The sequence below is a fragment of the Chimaeribacter arupi genome, from assembly GCF_002858805.1.
GTDB lineage: Bacteria > Pseudomonadota > Gammaproteobacteria > Enterobacterales > Enterobacteriaceae > Chimaeribacter > Chimaeribacter arupi.
Map to the genome: position 1 here is coordinate 30,948 of NZ_PJZI01000030.1, position 13,858 is coordinate 44,805.

Sequence of the window (13,858 nt, forward strand, 5' to 3'; positions counted from 1 at the left end):
ATGGCAATTGCTGACACTCTCCCGGCCGGTGCGCCCGCTGTTGCGCCCGGCACCGCGCCGCTTATTGACGTGCAGCACCTGTCGATGACCTTTGGCGGCCAGCGGGCGTTAAATGACATCAGCCTGACGCTGATGCCGGGCGAGGTGCACTGCCTCGCCGGCACCAACGGCTGCGGCAAAAGCACGCTTATCAAGGTGATCTCCGGCGTCTACCAGCCGGATGACGGTTGCAGCATCCGGCTTAACGGCGAATCCTTCCGCCGCCTGACGCCGGACCAGGCCCGCGCCTTCGGCATCCAGGTGATTTATCAGGATTTGTCGCTGTTCCCTAACCTCACGGTGGCGGAGAACATCGCCTTCGAACACAACCTGCACGGGCTGTTCGGCTGGTTCCGCCCGGCGCGGTTGCGCACCACGGCTGAACGCATCCTGTCGGAGCTTAACTTCTCGCTCGACCCGGAGAGCCTGGTGTCAGAGCTGCCGATCGCCCAGCGCCAGCAGGTGGCGATCTGCCGCGCGCTGGTGGCGGATGCCCGGCTGGTTATCATGGATGAGCCGACCGCCTCGCTGACCCGCACCGAGGTGAACCAGTTGCTGCGCACCGTGCACTACCTGAAAAGCCGCGGCATCAGCGTGGTGTTCGTCAGCCACCGGCTGGATGAGGTGCTGGAGATCTCCGATCGCGTCACGGTGATCCGTGACGGCAAAAAAGTCGGCACCTTCCCGGCCGCGGAGGTCAGCAGCCAGCGCCTGACCGAGCTGATGACCGGCCTGACGCTGGACTACAAATTGAAAGGGGCGAACCGCCACGCCGGGCGCATCATGCTGGAGGTGGAAAACCTCAGCCGCGCCGGGCAGTACCAGGATGTCAGCTTCAGGCTGCATCAGGGCGAAGTGCTCGGGCTGTGCGGGCTGCTGGGGGCCGGGCGCACCGAGCTGGCGCTGAGCCTGTTCGGCATGACCCGGCCCGACAGCGGCAAAATCTACCTCGACAGCAAACCGGTGCGGTTCCGCAGCCACGAGGACGCGATCAAAGCGGGCATCGGCTACGTCTCGGAAGACCGGCTGACGCTGGGGCTGGTACTGCAACAGTCAGTGGCGGACAACACCGTGCTGGCGATCCTCGACCAGCTGCGCGGCCGTTTCCACCTGATTGATGAGTACCGCAAAAACAAACTGATCCTGCAATGGATCGAGAAACTCGGGGTGAAAGTCAGCGATCCGGACCAGGCGATCGCCACCCTCTCCGGCGGCAACCAGCAAAAAATCGTGCTGGCGAAATGGGTACTGACCCAGCCGAAAATCCTGATCCTCGACTCGCCCACCGTGGGCGTGGATGTCGGCGCGAAAGCCAGCATCTATGCGCTGATCCACCAGCTGGCGGACGAGGGCATCTCAGTGCTGCTGATCTCCGACGAAGTGCCGGAAGTCTATTTCAACTGCGACCGGGTGCTGCACGTCAGCGAGGGCCGCATCCTCGGCGAATACCTGCCGCAGAACATCAGCCAGCAACAGCTTGCGGAGGCGGTCAATGCTTGACGTTAACTCCCCTTTGCCGGTGAAAAACACCCCGGCCAAAAAAACGGTACCGCCTAAAAAAAGTCTGGCACACCCGCTGCGCCGTTTGCTGCCGCGCCACAACGAAGGCTACCTCGCCTGGGTGCTGGTGGTGGTGGTGGTCACCTTCTCCCTGTTAAGCGACCAGTTCCTGACGCTGCAAAACCTGCTCGACCTGAGCGAGAGCTACGCGGTGAGCGGCATCTTCGCCCTCGGGCTGTTTGTGGTGCTGGTGACCGGCGGCATCGACATCTCCTTCGCAGCAGTGGCCTCGGTGGTGCAGTACCTGATTGCCACCCTGGCGATGCATTACGGGCTGGCCAACCCGGTGCTGAGCATTGCGCTGGCGGTGGCCGCCGGGGCGCTGCTCGGCATGGTGAACGCCCTGCTGATTTACGGCCTGCGGATTGTGTCGATCATCGTCACCATCAGTATGCAGGCGCTGCTGTTCGGCATGCTGATGTGGCTGACCAACGGCCGCAGCCTGTATGACCTGCCCGAATGGTGGACGATGCCGCTGCAGGTGCTGCCGTTTTCCGTCGGCGGCCAGGAATACCAGATTGGCCTGCCGTTACTGGTGATGCTGGCGGTGGCGCTGCTCACCTGGCTCTTGCTGAACCGCACCCACCTCGGCCGCCAGTTGTTTGCGATGGGCGGCGATCAGGAGTCGGCACGGCGCATCGGCATCCGCGTCGGGCTGCTGCACCTGTTCGCCTACGGCTACCTCGGCGCGATGGCGGCGCTCGGCGGGCTGGTGCAGGTCTACCGCGTCGGGGAAGTGGTGCCGAATGCGCTGGTCGGCGGCGAGCTGGATGTGCTGGCGGCGGCAGTGCTCGGCGGGGCCAGCCTCAACGGCGGCAAAGGCAGCGTGGTCGGCACGCTGATGGGGGTCTTCCTGATCGGCATGCTGAAAAACGGCCTGAACCTGATCGGCGTCTCCAACTACTTCATGAACGTGGTGATCGGCATCGTGATCGTCGCCGCCATCACCGTGACCCACTACAAAAAGCGCAAAGAGACCGATGTCGGCTTTGTGTGATGACGTAACCGGAGGAGCGATGTTCAAACAGTTCAACAAGGTGGACACCACCACCCGCAGCCTGCTCGGCCTGCTGGTGCTGGTCATCGCCGGCTTTACCCTGGCGCTGCCGGGGCAGTTCTTCAACGGCGGCACCTTTATGAGCGTGGCGTTCCAGTTGCCGGAGCTGGGGCTGCTGACGCTGGCGATGTTCATCCCGATCCTCAGCGGCGGCCTGAACCTCTGCATTATCGCCACTGCCAACCTCACCAGTTTGCTGATGGCCTGGGTGTTCCTGACCTGGCTGCCGCCGGAGGCGGGGCTGGCGATGCAGGCGCTGTGGCTGGTGCTCGCGCTGGCCGGGGCGATGCTGCTGGCGGCACTGATTGGGGTGTTCACCGGCGCGCTGGTGGCGTACATCGGCGCGCACCCGATTCTGGTGACGCTCGCCACCATGACGATGGTCAACGGCATCGGCATCTACCTGACGCGCGGCGCGGCCCTGAGCGGGATGCCGGAAATCGTGCGCTTCATCGGCGCGGAAACCGTGCTGGGCATCCCGGTGCCGCTGATCATCTTCCTGGTGACGGCCGCGCTGCTGGCGCTGTTCCTGGAGAAAACCCGGCTCGGCAAAACCATCTACATGAGCGGCAGCAACATCAACGCCACCCACTTCAGCGGCGTGAATACCCACCGGGTGCTGATGGCGATCTACATGATCTCCAGCCTGCTGTGCGTGATCGCCGGGCTGGTGATGATGGCGCGCTTTAACTCGGCCCGCATGGGCTACGGCGACTCCTACCTGTTGCTGACGGTGCTGGCGATCATCCTCGGCGGCACCGATCCGTTCGGCGGCTTCGGCCGCGTCAGCGGCGTGGTGCTGGCGCTGGTCGTGTTACAGGTGATCGCCACCGGCCTCAACCTGCTCAACGTCAGCCCGCACTTCAGCCTGGCGATGTGGGGCGCGGTACTGATTCTGGTACTGGCGGGTAAATTCTTCCGCCAGCATTTCCTGCAACGGCGGGCGGTGCGCCGCAGTGCCGCGCAGGCCCGGCGCTGACCCTTTTTTTCACCCTCTCTTTTACCCTGGGGACTTTGATCATGGATTACAAAATTTCGCCCTCGCTGATGTGCATGAACCTGATGGAGATCCGCCAGCAACTGGCGGTGCTCAACCGCCGCGCCGACATGCTGCACATCGACATCATGGACGGCCACTACGTGAAGAACATCACCCTGTCGCCGTTCTTTATCCAGCAGATCCGCCCGCACACCCCGCTGGTGCTGGATGTGCACCTGATGGTGGAAAACCCCACCGATTTCATCGCGCCGATTGCCGAAGCCGGGGCGGACTTTATCTGCCCCCATGCCGAAACCATCAACCGTGACGCCTTCCGCGTGATCAACCAGATCCGTTCGCTGGGCAAACAGGTCGGCGTGGTGCTCAACCCGGCGACGCCGGTGGGCTACCTGCGCCACTACATTCACCTGCTGGACAAGATAACCGTGATGACGGTGGACCCAGGCTACGCCGGGCAGCCGTTTATCCCGGAGATGCTGGAGAAAATCCGGGAGCTGCGCGATCTGAAGCGCGAGCACAATTACCGCTACCTGATCGAGATCGACGGCTCCTGCAACACCGGCACCTACCATGACCTGATGGCCGCCGGGGCGGAGGTGCTGATCGTCGGCAGTTCCGGCCTGTTCAACCTCGACAGCGATCTGGACGCGGCCTGGGACAAAATGCTCGATCACATGCGCCGGGCGGCGTAAACGCGGAGAGGCGTATGCAGCAATTTCTTGGGGTCGATATCGGCGGCACGCACACCCGGCTGATCGTGATGGACGCACAGCAGCAGTTCAGCGGTTACCGCAAGGTGAAAACCGCAGAGTGGGCGCAACAGCCACAGCCGTTGCAGGGGCTGACTGACCTGATTGGCGCGGCGCTGCCCGCCTTGGGGGAAACGCGGGTGATGCTTGGGCTGCCGGGCATCTTGTCCCGCGACCGGGCGCGGGTGCTGTCACTGCCGTTTATCCCGGCGCTGGATGACCAGCCGGTGGCGGCGCAACTGGCGCAGGCGCTGGGCGTGGAAGTGCGGATGGACAAAGACGTCAACCATCTGATGTGGTGGGATTTAACCCGCCTGCCGCAACTGCCGCGCGTGGCGGCCGGGGTCTACCTCGGCACCGGCATGGGCAACAGCCTGTGGCTGGACGGCGCGTTTTACCACGGCGCGCACGGGGCGGCAGGCGAGCTGGGGCACATTCCCTGGCCGGGGCTGGAGACGCAGTGCCGCTGCGGCAAACAGGGCTGCGTGGAGAGCGTGACCGCCGGGCACTGGCTGGCGGCGTGGGCCGCGGAGCACGCGCCTGGGACGGCCATCGGCGCGCTGTTTGTGGAGCAGGGGGCGCACCCCGATGTGCAGGCGTTTATCACCCGGCTGGCGCAGGCGATCGCCACCGAGATGAACATCCTGGACCCGGAGCACCTGGTGCTGGGCGGCGGCGTGCTGGCGATGCCGGGCTTCCCGCAGGCAACACTGGTGGCGCAGATCCGCGCCCATCTGCGTGCGCCGCAACCGGCTTCAGGGCTGGCAATCACCTTCAGCGATGTCACCGATGAGACCGGCTGCCGCGGCGCCTGTCTGGCGGCCGCACGCGACCCGCTCTTTTCCGGCAGCAGGAGACAGGCATGAGCAACAAAGTATGCGTTTTTGGATCGTTTAACCTGGATATCGTGGCCGGCATGGCGCGCTTTCCCCAGCCGGGTGAGTCGCTGATTGCGCGCACCAGCATGATGGGCGCGGGCGGCAAAGGGGCCAACCAGGCGATTGCGGCACTCAAAGCGGGCGCGCGGGTGCATTACATCGGGAAAGTGGGGCGCGATGACTTCGGCCAGTTTGCCCGCCGCCACCTCGACAGCGCCGGGTTTGACGCCGTGACGCTGTTTTCCACCGGCGAACGCCCCACCGGTAACGCGCTGATTTATGTGGCGGGTGAAGACGCCGAGAACATGATTGCGGTGGACCCCGGTGCCAACCTCACCGTCACCGAGCAGGAGATTGACCAGTGCCGCCCGGCGATTGCTGCCGCAGATATCCTGCTGACCCAGCTTGAAAATAACCTGTCGGCCGTAACTCGGGCGATTGCGCTGGCACGCGAGGCGGGCACGCCGGTGATCCTCAACCCCGCGCCGTTCCAGCCGGTGCCGGATGCGCTGTTGCCGCAACTGTTCCTGCTGACGCCGAACGCCACCGAGTGCGCATTGCTGAGCGGCGTCCCGGTCACGGATGTGGCGTCCGCCCGGCGGGCGGCAGAGGTGCTGCACCGCAAGGGCGTCACGGCGCTGATTATCACGCTCGGCACCCAGGGCGCGCTGCTGTCATTGGACGGTGAAACCACGCTGATCCCGGCCTGCCGCGCGACGCCGGTAGACACCACCGGCGCGGGGGATGCCTTTAACGGTGCGCTGGCGGCGCGGCTGGCGGCCGGGGCGACCCTGACGCAGGCCGCGCAATTTGCCTCGGCCTATGCGTCGGTCTGTGTGGAACGGCCCGGTGCCGCCGCCTCCATGCCGGAGTATGCAGAAGCGCTGGCGCGCCAGCAGGCCTGCGCCTGAGGCGCTTTTTTCATCCTGCGCGGGGCGCTGTTTCCGCCTGCGCGGGACGTTATTTCAGCCAGCCCTGCTGGTGGGCCGCCTGCAAATGGGTTTCCAGGTAACGCCACAGCTCCGGGTGCACCTCGCCGATAAAGGCGTTGCGGTTCAGCACCTGCTCCAGCCGCACGCCGTTCTCTACCCAGCTCTGGCCCTGGTTGTTCAGGTTCATGATCACCGGCAGCACCCGGTCAATCAGCAGGGCGAAACGCGCTTCCGGCGTTTCACCCTGTTCATACTCATGCCATAACGCCAGAAAACGGCTGCTCTGCGGCTCCGGCAACAGGCCGAACAGCCGCACCGCCGCCGCCTGCTCTTTCTCCTGCACCGCCGCCCGCCCGGCGAGGTCATACACCAGCACATCCCCCGCGTCGATCTCCACGATGTCATGCAGCAGCGCCATCTGAATCACCGTCGGCAGGTCAATGGGCTCCCCGGCGTAGGGGGCCAGCGTCATCGCGGCGACGGCAAAGTGCCAGCTGTGTTCGGCAGAGTTCTCATGCCGGGTGGTGCCGAGCACTTTGGTGCGGCGCTCCACGGTTTTGAGCTTGTCGATTTCCATCAAAAAATGGAACACCTCGGTCATGGAACCAAAATCAAGGGCAGGGGACAGCAAAGACATGGCGACTCCAGAGCAAACAGTGAAAAGGGATAGGTTCGTTAATGCCGAGTATTTCGTTAACGGCGTGTTGTGACAAGGTTTCACCGTTTATTTTAAGCGTACACGTGTACACTGGAATAATTCTCAGTTAGTCTGTGGGGTGACTGATGACGATGAGTGGTGAAATTTTTTTATGCTGAAAGGAACCGGAAAACGATGACGGAAACCGTGACCACCCAGAAATCCGCCGCTTACCCGTGGGCGGAAGAGGTAGCAAACAGCATCAGCCACGGCATCGGGTTGTTGCTGGGCATCATCGGCACGGTGATGCTGCTGATGGGGGCCTTCGGCGAAAAGGCCGGGCTGACCACCTTAATCAGCTACAGCGTCTATGGCGGCAGTATGGTGCTGCTCTACCTGGCCTCAACGCTCTACCATGCGATACCGCACGCACGCGCCAAATACTGGCTGAAGAAAATTGACCATTGCGCCATCTACCTGCTGATTGCCGGCACCTATACGCCGTTCCTGCTGGTGGGGCTGAACTCGCCGCTGGCGCAGGGGCTGATGGCAGTGATCTGGGGGCTGGCGCTGGTCGGGGTGCTGTTCAAACTGGCGTTTGCCCACCGCTTCGAAAAGCTGTCGCTTATCACCTACCTGACGATGGGCTGGCTGTCGCTGGTGGTGATTTACCAGCTGGCCGTGACGCTGCCGTGGGGCGCAGTGGCGCTGCTGGCGCTCGGTGGGGTGATTTACAGCCTGGGGGTGATTTTCTACGCCTCTGAGCGCTGGCGCTTTGGCCACGCCATCTGGCACCTGTTTGTGCTGGGCGGCAGCCTCTGCCACTTTCTGGCGATTTACCTGTACGTATAATGAAACGTGCGGTGATCGCGAGGCGATAAACGCGCAACGTATAAAAAACGGAACCCCAGGGGTTCCGTTTTTTTTCATGCCGCCAACCTGTTATTTCTCTTCGGCCAGGGAATAGGGCAGCGGCTGGATAGACAGGGTGCCGGAGGCGTCGTCACGCACGCGGAACACGCTCTCCGGGGCCAGATCGTTATTCATCACTACCTGTACCCACAGGCTGCCGTCGCTGAGCTGAACGGCCGCCAGCACCGTGCCGGTGCGCCGCCAGTTTTCGCCCATCTGCATCTCCAGGTCCTCCCCGGCTTCCGGCACGCGCGCTGCCTGCCCGGCCAGCCAGTAGAGCGCACGCTTGTTTGCCCCGCGGTATTTGGCGCGCGCCACCATCTCCTGCCCGGCATAGCAGCCTTTGCTGAAACTGATGCCCGCGGGCAGGGCCTGCAGGTTGGTGGCCTGCGGGATAAACTGCGCGCTGTTGGCGCTGTCGATCACCGGGTAACCGGCCTCGATGTCCAGCGCCAGCCACTGTTCGCTGTCATTGTACTGCGCCTGTTCGCCCAGTTTTGCCATCAGCGCCCCGGCTTTTTCCGGGGTGGTGACCAGCAGGTAACGCTCGGCAGGCAGGGCGAAGTGCAGCAGCGTGGAGTCGCCGGCGTGCACCACCGGGTGCTCTGCCGTCGGCAGTTCATCAAACAGCCCAGCCAGCGCGGCGCGAGCCTGGAAACCGGCCACGCCCAGCAGCGCTGCCTGATCGTCGGCCGCAAAGGTCACTTTGGAGAATACCGCGTACTTCTTGATCTCAGCCAGCTGGCTGTCACGCACGCTGCGGCGCTCCAGATAGGCCCAGCCGTCACCGTACGGGAACAGCCGCAGGTTGCTCCACATTTTGCCTTTGGCATCACAGTGGGCGCACAGCACATGCTGGTCAGTGCCCAGTGACGCCAGATCGGCCGTGACCTGGCCTTGCAGGTAACTGACGGTGTCAGCACCGGCCACCGTCACCAGCGCCCACGCCTCCAGGGAGATCAGGGTCAGGGGCAGATGGGAGGACGCCGAGGGTTTTTGTGGGGGAAACGGGGTGGTATACGCCATATAAGGTTCCTGCCAGTAGAGGGCCATAAGGGTTTGCCTTAATGGTAAAAGAGGTTCAGGGGATTGCAACAGGTATTCGTGGCATCCGCTGCGCAGAACCCTGCTGCCCGGCAAGGGGTTGCAGACTCTTTTTCCGGCATGTGCCGAATTGTTACGTCGCCGCGCGTGCAGAATGTTAAAATCAATTTAAACTGATGCACTCCCCTGACAGAAAAGGCCGGTAAAACACATGGATATTAACAACAAGGCACGCATTCACTGGGCATGCCGCCGCGGTATGCGCGAGCTGGATATCGCCATCATGCCGTTCTTTGAACACGAATATGACACCCTGAACGAGACGGACAAACAGCTGTTCGTCCGCCTGCTGGAGTGTGACGATCCGGATCTGTTCAACTGGCTGATGAATCACGGCGCGCCGCAGGACAATGAATTGCAGCGCATGGTTACCCTGATTCAGACGCGAAATAAAGACCGTGGCCCAGTGGCGATGTGATATCCGGGTCTCCTGGCGGACGCAATTACTCTCCCTGTTCCTGCATGGCGGGCTGATCCTGCTGGTGCTGCTGGCCCCGTGGCCGGAAGGTTACCTGCTGGTGTGGCTGACGCTGGTGGTGCTGCTGGTGTTCCAGTGCATCCGCAGCCAGAAAAATATCTCGGCGCGGCACGGGGAGATGGTGTTTCTGGCGCCTGCGCACCTGCGCTGGAAACAGCGTGAATGGCTGGTGGTGCGCCCGCCGTGGCTGATGCGCAGCGGCATGATCCTGACGCTGCAACCGCTGGCGGACGGCACGCGCCTGCCGTTCTGGCAGCGCCGCCGCCAACGGCTGTGGCTCGCCTCAGACGCCCTGACGCCCGCGGCGTGGCGGCACCTTTGCCTCTATGCACGCCAGCAGGGCAGCGCCCCGCACGGGGCCGACAACCACAGCCCCTGAACGGCATGACAGACCTGAACGGGATTACAGTCCTGATCGGCGTTACAGTCCTGAACGGGATTACAGTCCTGAACAGTGTTACAGCAGTGGGGCCATCTCCTCGAGGATCTGTTCGCACCACTGCTGGAGGCGTTCGTCGCTCAGCTCATACTGGTTCACCTCATCCAGCGCCAGCCCGACAAAGTGTTTGCCGTCCGGCGTCACGGCTTTGGGGCTGGTGAACTCAAAGCCCTCGGTGGGCCAGTAGCCGATAAAATGCACGCCTTTCGGTTTCAGCTGGTCATGCAGCAGGCCGAGGGCATCCAGGAACCATTCGCCATAGCCGAGCTGGTCGCCCATGCCGTACATGGCGACAATTTTGCCTTTCAGGCTCAGGGTCACCAATTGGTTCCAGACGGCTTCCCAGTCCTCCTGGATTTCGCCGAAGTCCCAGGTCGGGATGCCGAGGATCAGTACCGGGTATTCTTCCATCAGTTTGGGGTCGGCATCGCGCAGGTTGTGCAGGTCAACCAGCTCCTCGCCCAGGATGTCGCGGATCTTTTCCGCGGCCATTTCGGTGTAACAGGTGCTTGAACCGTAAAACAGACCAATCTTCATCTTTATGTTGCCATTTGGTTACTGAATTGCAGATAAGGTGAGTGTATCAGATTTGCCCCACTATTTTGCCCGGCGATAAGGCATAATGGCGGGCGAATTCACCTCATTCCGGGAGCCGGTGTGACAGAGCATGAGCACGATCACAGCCTGATTGAACAGTTTCTTGATGCCCTCTGGCTGGAGCGCAATCTGGCACAGAATACCCTTGATTCCTACCGTCTGGATCTCCAGGCGCTGGCCGTCTGGCTGCACCACCATCAGGCCGGGCTGCTGAGCGCCGATGCCCCGGCGTTACAGGCGTTTCTGGCCGAGCGGGTGGAGGGCGGCTACAAGGCCAGCAGCTCGGCGCGCCTGCTCAGCGCCATGCGCCGTTTGTTCCAGTACCTCTACCGTGAAAAGCAGCGCAGCGATGACCCGACAGCGCTGCTCTCGTCACCCAAGCTGCCGCAGCGGCTGCCGAAAGATCTCAGCGAGGCGCAAATCGAGGCGCTGTTGCAGGCGCCCAGCACCGAAAACCCGCTGGAACTGCGCGACAAAGCGATGCTGGAGCTGCTCTACGCCACCGGGTTGCGCGTCTCGGAGCTGGTGGGGCTGACGCTGAGCGACGTCAGCCTGCGGCAGGGCGTGGTGCGGGTGATCGGCAAAGGGAATAAGGAGCGGCTGGTGCCGCTGGGCGAAGAGGCCGTGCACTGGCTGGAGAATTACCTGGAGTTCGGCCGCCCGTGGCTGCTGAACGGCCAGGCGCTCGACATCCTGTTCCCCAGCAACCGCAGCCAGAAAATGACGCGCCAGACCTTCTGGCATCGCATCAAGCACTATGCGATCCTTGCCGGCATTGACAGTGAGCGGCTGTCGCCCCACGTGTTGCGCCACGCTTTCGCCACCCATCTGCTGAACCACGGTGCGGATTTGCGGGTCGTACAGATGTTGCTGGGCCACAGCGATCTCTCCACCACCCAGATTTACACCCATGTGGCGACGGAACGGCTGAAACAGCTTCACCAACAGCATCATCCCCGCGCCTGAGTGCCGGGTGAACCCATCAGGATATGCACAAGGAACTGACCATGAAAAACCATTTTGTGTCGCTGGCACTGCTGACCGCCGTGTTGTGCGGCAGCGCGCAGGCGGACGATGCCGCCATCAAAGCCAGCCTGAAAGGGCTGGGCGTGCAGCATGTTGAGATTTTGCCTGCGCCGGTGGCCGGGCTGAAAACGGTACTCACTGAAAATGGCGTGCTTTACACCACGGACGATGGCCGTTACATGGTGCAGGGGCCGCTGTATGACGTCAGCGGCAAGCAGCCGGTCAACATCACCAACCGCCTGCTGCTGGACAAGCTGAACAAGCTTGAGCCGGAGATGATCGTCTATAAAGCCGCCCAACAGAAACACGTGATCACGGTGTTTACCGACATCACCTGTGGCTATTGCCACAAGCTGCATGAGCAGATGAAAGAGTATAACGATCTGGGCATTACCGTGCGCTACCTGGCATTCCCGCGCCAGGGGCTGGACTCGGTGACCGAGAAAAAGATGCAGGCCATCTGGTGTGTCGCTGACCGCAAGAAAGCGTTTGATGACGCCATGCGCGGCGAGGCCATTTCCCCGGCGACCTGCGACACTGACATCGCCCGCCACTTTGAGCTGGGCGTGCAGTTCGGCGTCTCCGGTACCCCGGCTATCGTGCTGGAAAACGGCAGTATGGTGCCGGGTTACCAGCCGCCAAAAGAGATGGCCGCGATGCTGGATGCCCAGAAATCCGCACAAAATTAAAGAACGGTGGTAAGCCCTGAGTGATCATGCAAACAACCCTCCGCCGCCGTGAGGCGGCCCCGGCCGACGGCCTGCCCGCAGACCTCAACCCGCTGTTGCGCCGGCTTTATGCCGCGCGCGGCGTCCGTGCCCCGCAGGAGCTGGAGCGCGGCGTGCGCGGCCTGCTCAGTTACCAGCAACTGAGCGGTATTGAGCGGGCGGTCGCGCTGCTGCAACAGGCGCTGGCTGACCGGCGGCGCATCATGGTGGTCGGTGATTTCGATGCCGACGGCGCCACCAGTACCGCGCTGACGGTGCTGGCGCTGCGCAGCATGGGCGGCAGCGAGGTGAATTATCTGGTGCCGAACCGCTTCGATGACGGGTACGGCCTCAGCCCGGAAGTGGTGGAACAGGCGGCGGCGCGCGGCGCGGAGCTGATCCTCACCGTCGACAACGGCATCTCTTCCCATGCGGGCGTTGACCTGGCGCACCAGAAAGGGATTCAGGTGCTGGTCACCGATCACCACCTGCCGGGCGAGACGCTGCCCGCAGCAGAGGCGATCATCAACCCGAACCTGGCCGACTGCGATTTCCCCTCGAAATCCCTGGCCGGGGTCGGCGTCGCGTTCTACCTGATGCTGGCGCTGCGCAGTGCGCTGCGTGACGCCGGCTGGTTTGCCCAGCGCGGCCTGAAAGAGCCGAACCTCGCGGAGCTGCTCGACCTGGTGGCGCTCGGCACGGTGGCGGACGTGGTGCCGCTGGATGCCAACAACCGCATCCTGGTGTTCCAGGGGCTGAACCGCATCCGTGCCGGGAAATGCCGCCCCGGCATCCGTGCGCTGCTGGAAGTCTCCGGGCGTGAGGCGCGCACCCTGGCGGCCAGCGACCTCGGTTTCGGCCTCGGGCCGCGGCTGAACGCGGCTGGGCGGCTGGATGATATGTCGATCGGTGTGGCGCTGCTGCTCAGTGACGACATCGGGCAGGCGCGCGCGCTGGCCAACGATCTTGATGCGCTGAACCAGACGCGGCGCGAGATCGAACAGGGGATGCAGGCTGAGGCGCTGGTGCTGTGCGACCAGCTTGAGCGCACCACCACCGAGCTGCCCTACGGGCTGGCGATGTACCACCCGGAGTGGCATCAGGGCGTGGTCGGCATTCTCGCCTCGCGCATCAAAGAGCGCTTCAACCGGCCGGTGATCGCCTTTGCCCCGGCGGGCGAGGGGGTGCTGAAAGGCTCCGGCCGCTCGATTGCCGGGCTGCACATGCGTGATGCGCTGGAACGGCTCGACACCCTGCACCCCGGCCTGATGATGAAGTTCGGCGGCCACGCGATGGCGGCCGGGCTGTCACTGGAGGAGGCGCAGTTTGAGCGCTTCCGCGACTGCTTTGCGGAACTGGTGGGCGAGTGGCTCGACCCAAGCCAGCTGGAAGGGGTGGTCTGGTCAGACGGTGAACTCGCGCCGCAGCAGATGACGCTGGACACCGCCGAACTGCTGCGTGAAGGCGGGCCGTGGGGGCAGGCGTTCCCGGAGCCGACGTTTGACGGCATGTTCCGCATCCTGCAACAGCGGCTGGTGGGCGAGCGCCACCTCAAGCTGATGGTGGAGCCGCTGGGCGGCGGCCCGCTGCTGGACGGCATCGCGTTCAACATCGACACCACCCTCTGGCCCGACAGCAGCGTGCGTGAAGTGCAGCTCGCGTACAAGCTCGACGTCAATGAATTCTGCGGCAACCGTAACGTGCAATTATTAATCCAGCATCTGTGGCCGCGCTGAGCGGCCG

The 13,858-nt window shown here is 63.2% G+C and carries 15 protein-coding genes; 12 read left to right on the forward strand and 3 right to left on the reverse strand.

Annotated elements, in window-relative coordinates:
• The 6 genes from CYR52_RS16535 (at position 1) to rbsK (ending at position 6,194) form a co-directional block, all read left to right on the forward strand.
• A complete protein-coding gene (locus CYR52_RS16535) occupies positions 1–1,539 on the forward strand; it encodes a sugar ABC transporter ATP-binding protein (protein WP_101828975.1) in 1,539 nt (512 codons plus the stop codon).
• Between the two features lie 76 nt (positions 1,540–1,615).
• Positions 1,616–2,596, forward strand: coding sequence for an ABC transporter permease (locus tag CYR52_RS16540; RefSeq protein WP_072932796.1), 981 nt, complete (start codon positions 1,616–1,618; stop codon positions 2,594–2,596).
• A gap of 19 nt (positions 2,597–2,615) precedes the next feature.
• Positions 2,616–3,635: an ABC transporter permease gene (locus CYR52_RS16545; protein ID WP_101828976.1), complete on the forward strand. Its 1,020-nt coding sequence runs from the start codon at positions 2,616–2,618 to the stop codon at positions 3,633–3,635.
• Between the two features lie 41 nt (positions 3,636–3,676).
• Positions 3,677–4,348 carry a D-allulose 6-phosphate 3-epimerase gene (alsE, locus tag CYR52_RS16550; RefSeq protein WP_101828977.1) on the forward strand — a complete coding sequence of 224 codons (672 nt, stop codon included), beginning with the start codon at positions 3,677–3,679 and terminating at the stop codon, positions 4,346–4,348.
• A 14-nt stretch (positions 4,349–4,362) separates the two neighbouring features.
• Positions 4,363–5,271 carry an allose kinase gene (gene alsK, locus CYR52_RS16555; protein WP_072932724.1) on the forward strand — a complete coding sequence of 303 codons (909 nt, stop codon included), beginning with the start codon at positions 4,363–4,365 and terminating at the stop codon, positions 5,269–5,271.
• Positions 5,268–6,194, forward strand: coding sequence for a ribokinase (rbsK, locus tag CYR52_RS16560; RefSeq protein ID WP_072932722.1), 927 nt, complete (start codon positions 5,268–5,270; stop codon positions 6,192–6,194). The genes alsK and rbsK overlap by 4 nt, the downstream gene beginning before the upstream one ends.
• Positions 6,195–6,243: 49 nt before the next feature.
• Here rbsK and CYR52_RS16565 read toward each other — a convergent pair whose 3' ends face one another.
• The gene (locus CYR52_RS16565; protein WP_072932719.1) at positions 6,244–6,852 is read right to left on the reverse strand and encodes an HD domain-containing protein; all 609 of its coding nucleotides are present in this window, start codon (positions 6,850–6,852) and stop codon (positions 6,244–6,246) included.
• Between the two features lie 195 nt (positions 6,853–7,047).
• Here CYR52_RS16565 and trhA point away from each other — a divergent pair, with 195 nt between their 5' ends.
• On the forward strand, positions 7,048–7,704 hold the full coding sequence (trhA, locus tag CYR52_RS16570) for a PAQR family membrane homeostasis protein TrhA (RefSeq protein WP_072932716.1): 657 nt from the start codon (positions 7,048–7,050) through the stop codon (positions 7,702–7,704).
• Positions 7,705–7,794: 90 nt separating this feature from the next.
• Here the strand turns inward: trhA and ygfZ are convergent, their stop codons facing one another.
• Positions 7,795–8,790 (reverse strand): tRNA-modifying protein YgfZ, encoded by a 996-nt coding sequence (gene ygfZ / locus CYR52_RS16575; RefSeq protein WP_072932794.1) that lies wholly within the window; start codon positions 8,788–8,790, stop codon positions 7,795–7,797.
• Positions 8,791–9,019: 229 nt separating this feature from the next.
• On the opposite strand from ygfZ, the gene sdhE reads away from it, so the two are divergent.
• Both sdhE and CYR52_RS16585 read left to right on the forward strand, forming a co-directional pair.
• Positions 9,020–9,286 (forward strand): FAD assembly factor SdhE, encoded by a 267-nt coding sequence (gene sdhE / locus CYR52_RS16580; RefSeq protein WP_072932713.1) that lies wholly within the window; start codon positions 9,020–9,022, stop codon positions 9,284–9,286.
• Positions 9,267–9,725: a protein YgfX gene (locus CYR52_RS16585; protein WP_072932711.1), complete on the forward strand. Its 459-nt coding sequence runs from the start codon at positions 9,267–9,269 to the stop codon at positions 9,723–9,725. Before sdhE ends, CYR52_RS16585 begins: the two co-directional genes overlap by 20 nt.
• 78 nt (positions 9,726–9,803) lie before the next feature.
• Here CYR52_RS16585 and fldB read toward each other — a convergent pair whose 3' ends face one another.
• Complete coding sequence (gene fldB / locus CYR52_RS16590) at positions 9,804–10,322, reverse strand: flavodoxin FldB (protein WP_072932709.1); 519 nt, start codon at positions 10,320–10,322, stop codon at positions 9,804–9,806.
• 120 nt (positions 10,323–10,442) lie between these two features.
• Between fldB and xerD the strand changes: the two genes are divergently transcribed.
• Genes xerD through recJ form a run of 3 tightly spaced genes read left to right on the forward strand, consistent with a single transcriptional unit; the run spans position 10,443 to position 13,851 of the window.
• Positions 10,443–11,348, forward strand: coding sequence for a site-specific tyrosine recombinase XerD (gene xerD / locus CYR52_RS16595; RefSeq protein WP_072932707.1), 906 nt, complete (start codon positions 10,443–10,445; stop codon positions 11,346–11,348).
• Positions 11,349–11,389: 41 nt separating this feature from the next.
• Positions 11,390–12,097, forward strand: a complete 708-nt coding sequence (dsbC, locus tag CYR52_RS16600; protein WP_072932705.1) for a bifunctional protein-disulfide isomerase/oxidoreductase DsbC — start codon at positions 11,390–11,392, stop codon at positions 12,095–12,097.
• A gap of 26 nt (positions 12,098–12,123) precedes the next feature.
• A complete protein-coding gene (gene recJ, locus CYR52_RS16605) occupies positions 12,124–13,851 on the forward strand; it encodes a single-stranded-DNA-specific exonuclease RecJ (protein ID WP_420912794.1) in 1,728 nt (575 codons plus the stop codon).
• Positions 13,852–13,858: the final 7 nt, after the last annotated feature.

Excerpts from the sequence above, each read along its gene's own strand:
- rbsK (WP_072932722.1), top strand. The coding sequence starts at position 5,268 with ATGAGCAACAAAGTATGCGTTTTTGGATCGTTTAACCTGGATATCGTG.
- fldB (WP_072932709.1), bottom strand. The coding sequence starts at position 10,322 with ATGAAGATTGGTCTGTTTTACGGTTCAAGCACCTGTTACACCGAAATG.
- alsE (WP_101828977.1), top strand. The coding sequence starts at position 3,677 with ATGGATTACAAAATTTCGCCCTCGCTGATGTGCATGAACCTGATGGAG.
- recJ (WP_420912794.1), top strand. The coding sequence starts at position 12,124 with ATGCAAACAACCCTCCGCCGCCGTGAGGCGGCCCCGGCCGACGGCCTG.
- trhA (WP_072932716.1), top strand. The coding sequence starts at position 7,048 with ATGACGGAAACCGTGACCACCCAGAAATCCGCCGCTTACCCGTGGGCG.
- alsK (WP_072932724.1), top strand. The coding sequence starts at position 4,363 with ATGCAGCAATTTCTTGGGGTCGATATCGGCGGCACGCACACCCGGCTG.
- CYR52_RS16535 (WP_101828975.1), top strand. The coding sequence starts at position 1 with ATGGCAATTGCTGACACTCTCCCGGCCGGTGCGCCCGCTGTTGCGCCC.
- CYR52_RS16565 (WP_072932719.1), bottom strand. The coding sequence starts at position 6,852 with ATGTCTTTGCTGTCCCCTGCCCTTGATTTTGGTTCCATGACCGAGGTG.
- ygfZ (WP_072932794.1), bottom strand. The coding sequence starts at position 8,790 with ATGGCGTATACCACCCCGTTTCCCCCACAAAAACCCTCGGCGTCCTCC.
- CYR52_RS16545 (WP_101828976.1), top strand. The coding sequence starts at position 2,616 with ATGTTCAAACAGTTCAACAAGGTGGACACCACCACCCGCAGCCTGCTC.
- dsbC (WP_072932705.1), top strand. The coding sequence starts at position 11,390 with ATGAAAAACCATTTTGTGTCGCTGGCACTGCTGACCGCCGTGTTGTGC.
- sdhE (WP_072932713.1), top strand. The coding sequence starts at position 9,020 with ATGGATATTAACAACAAGGCACGCATTCACTGGGCATGCCGCCGCGGT.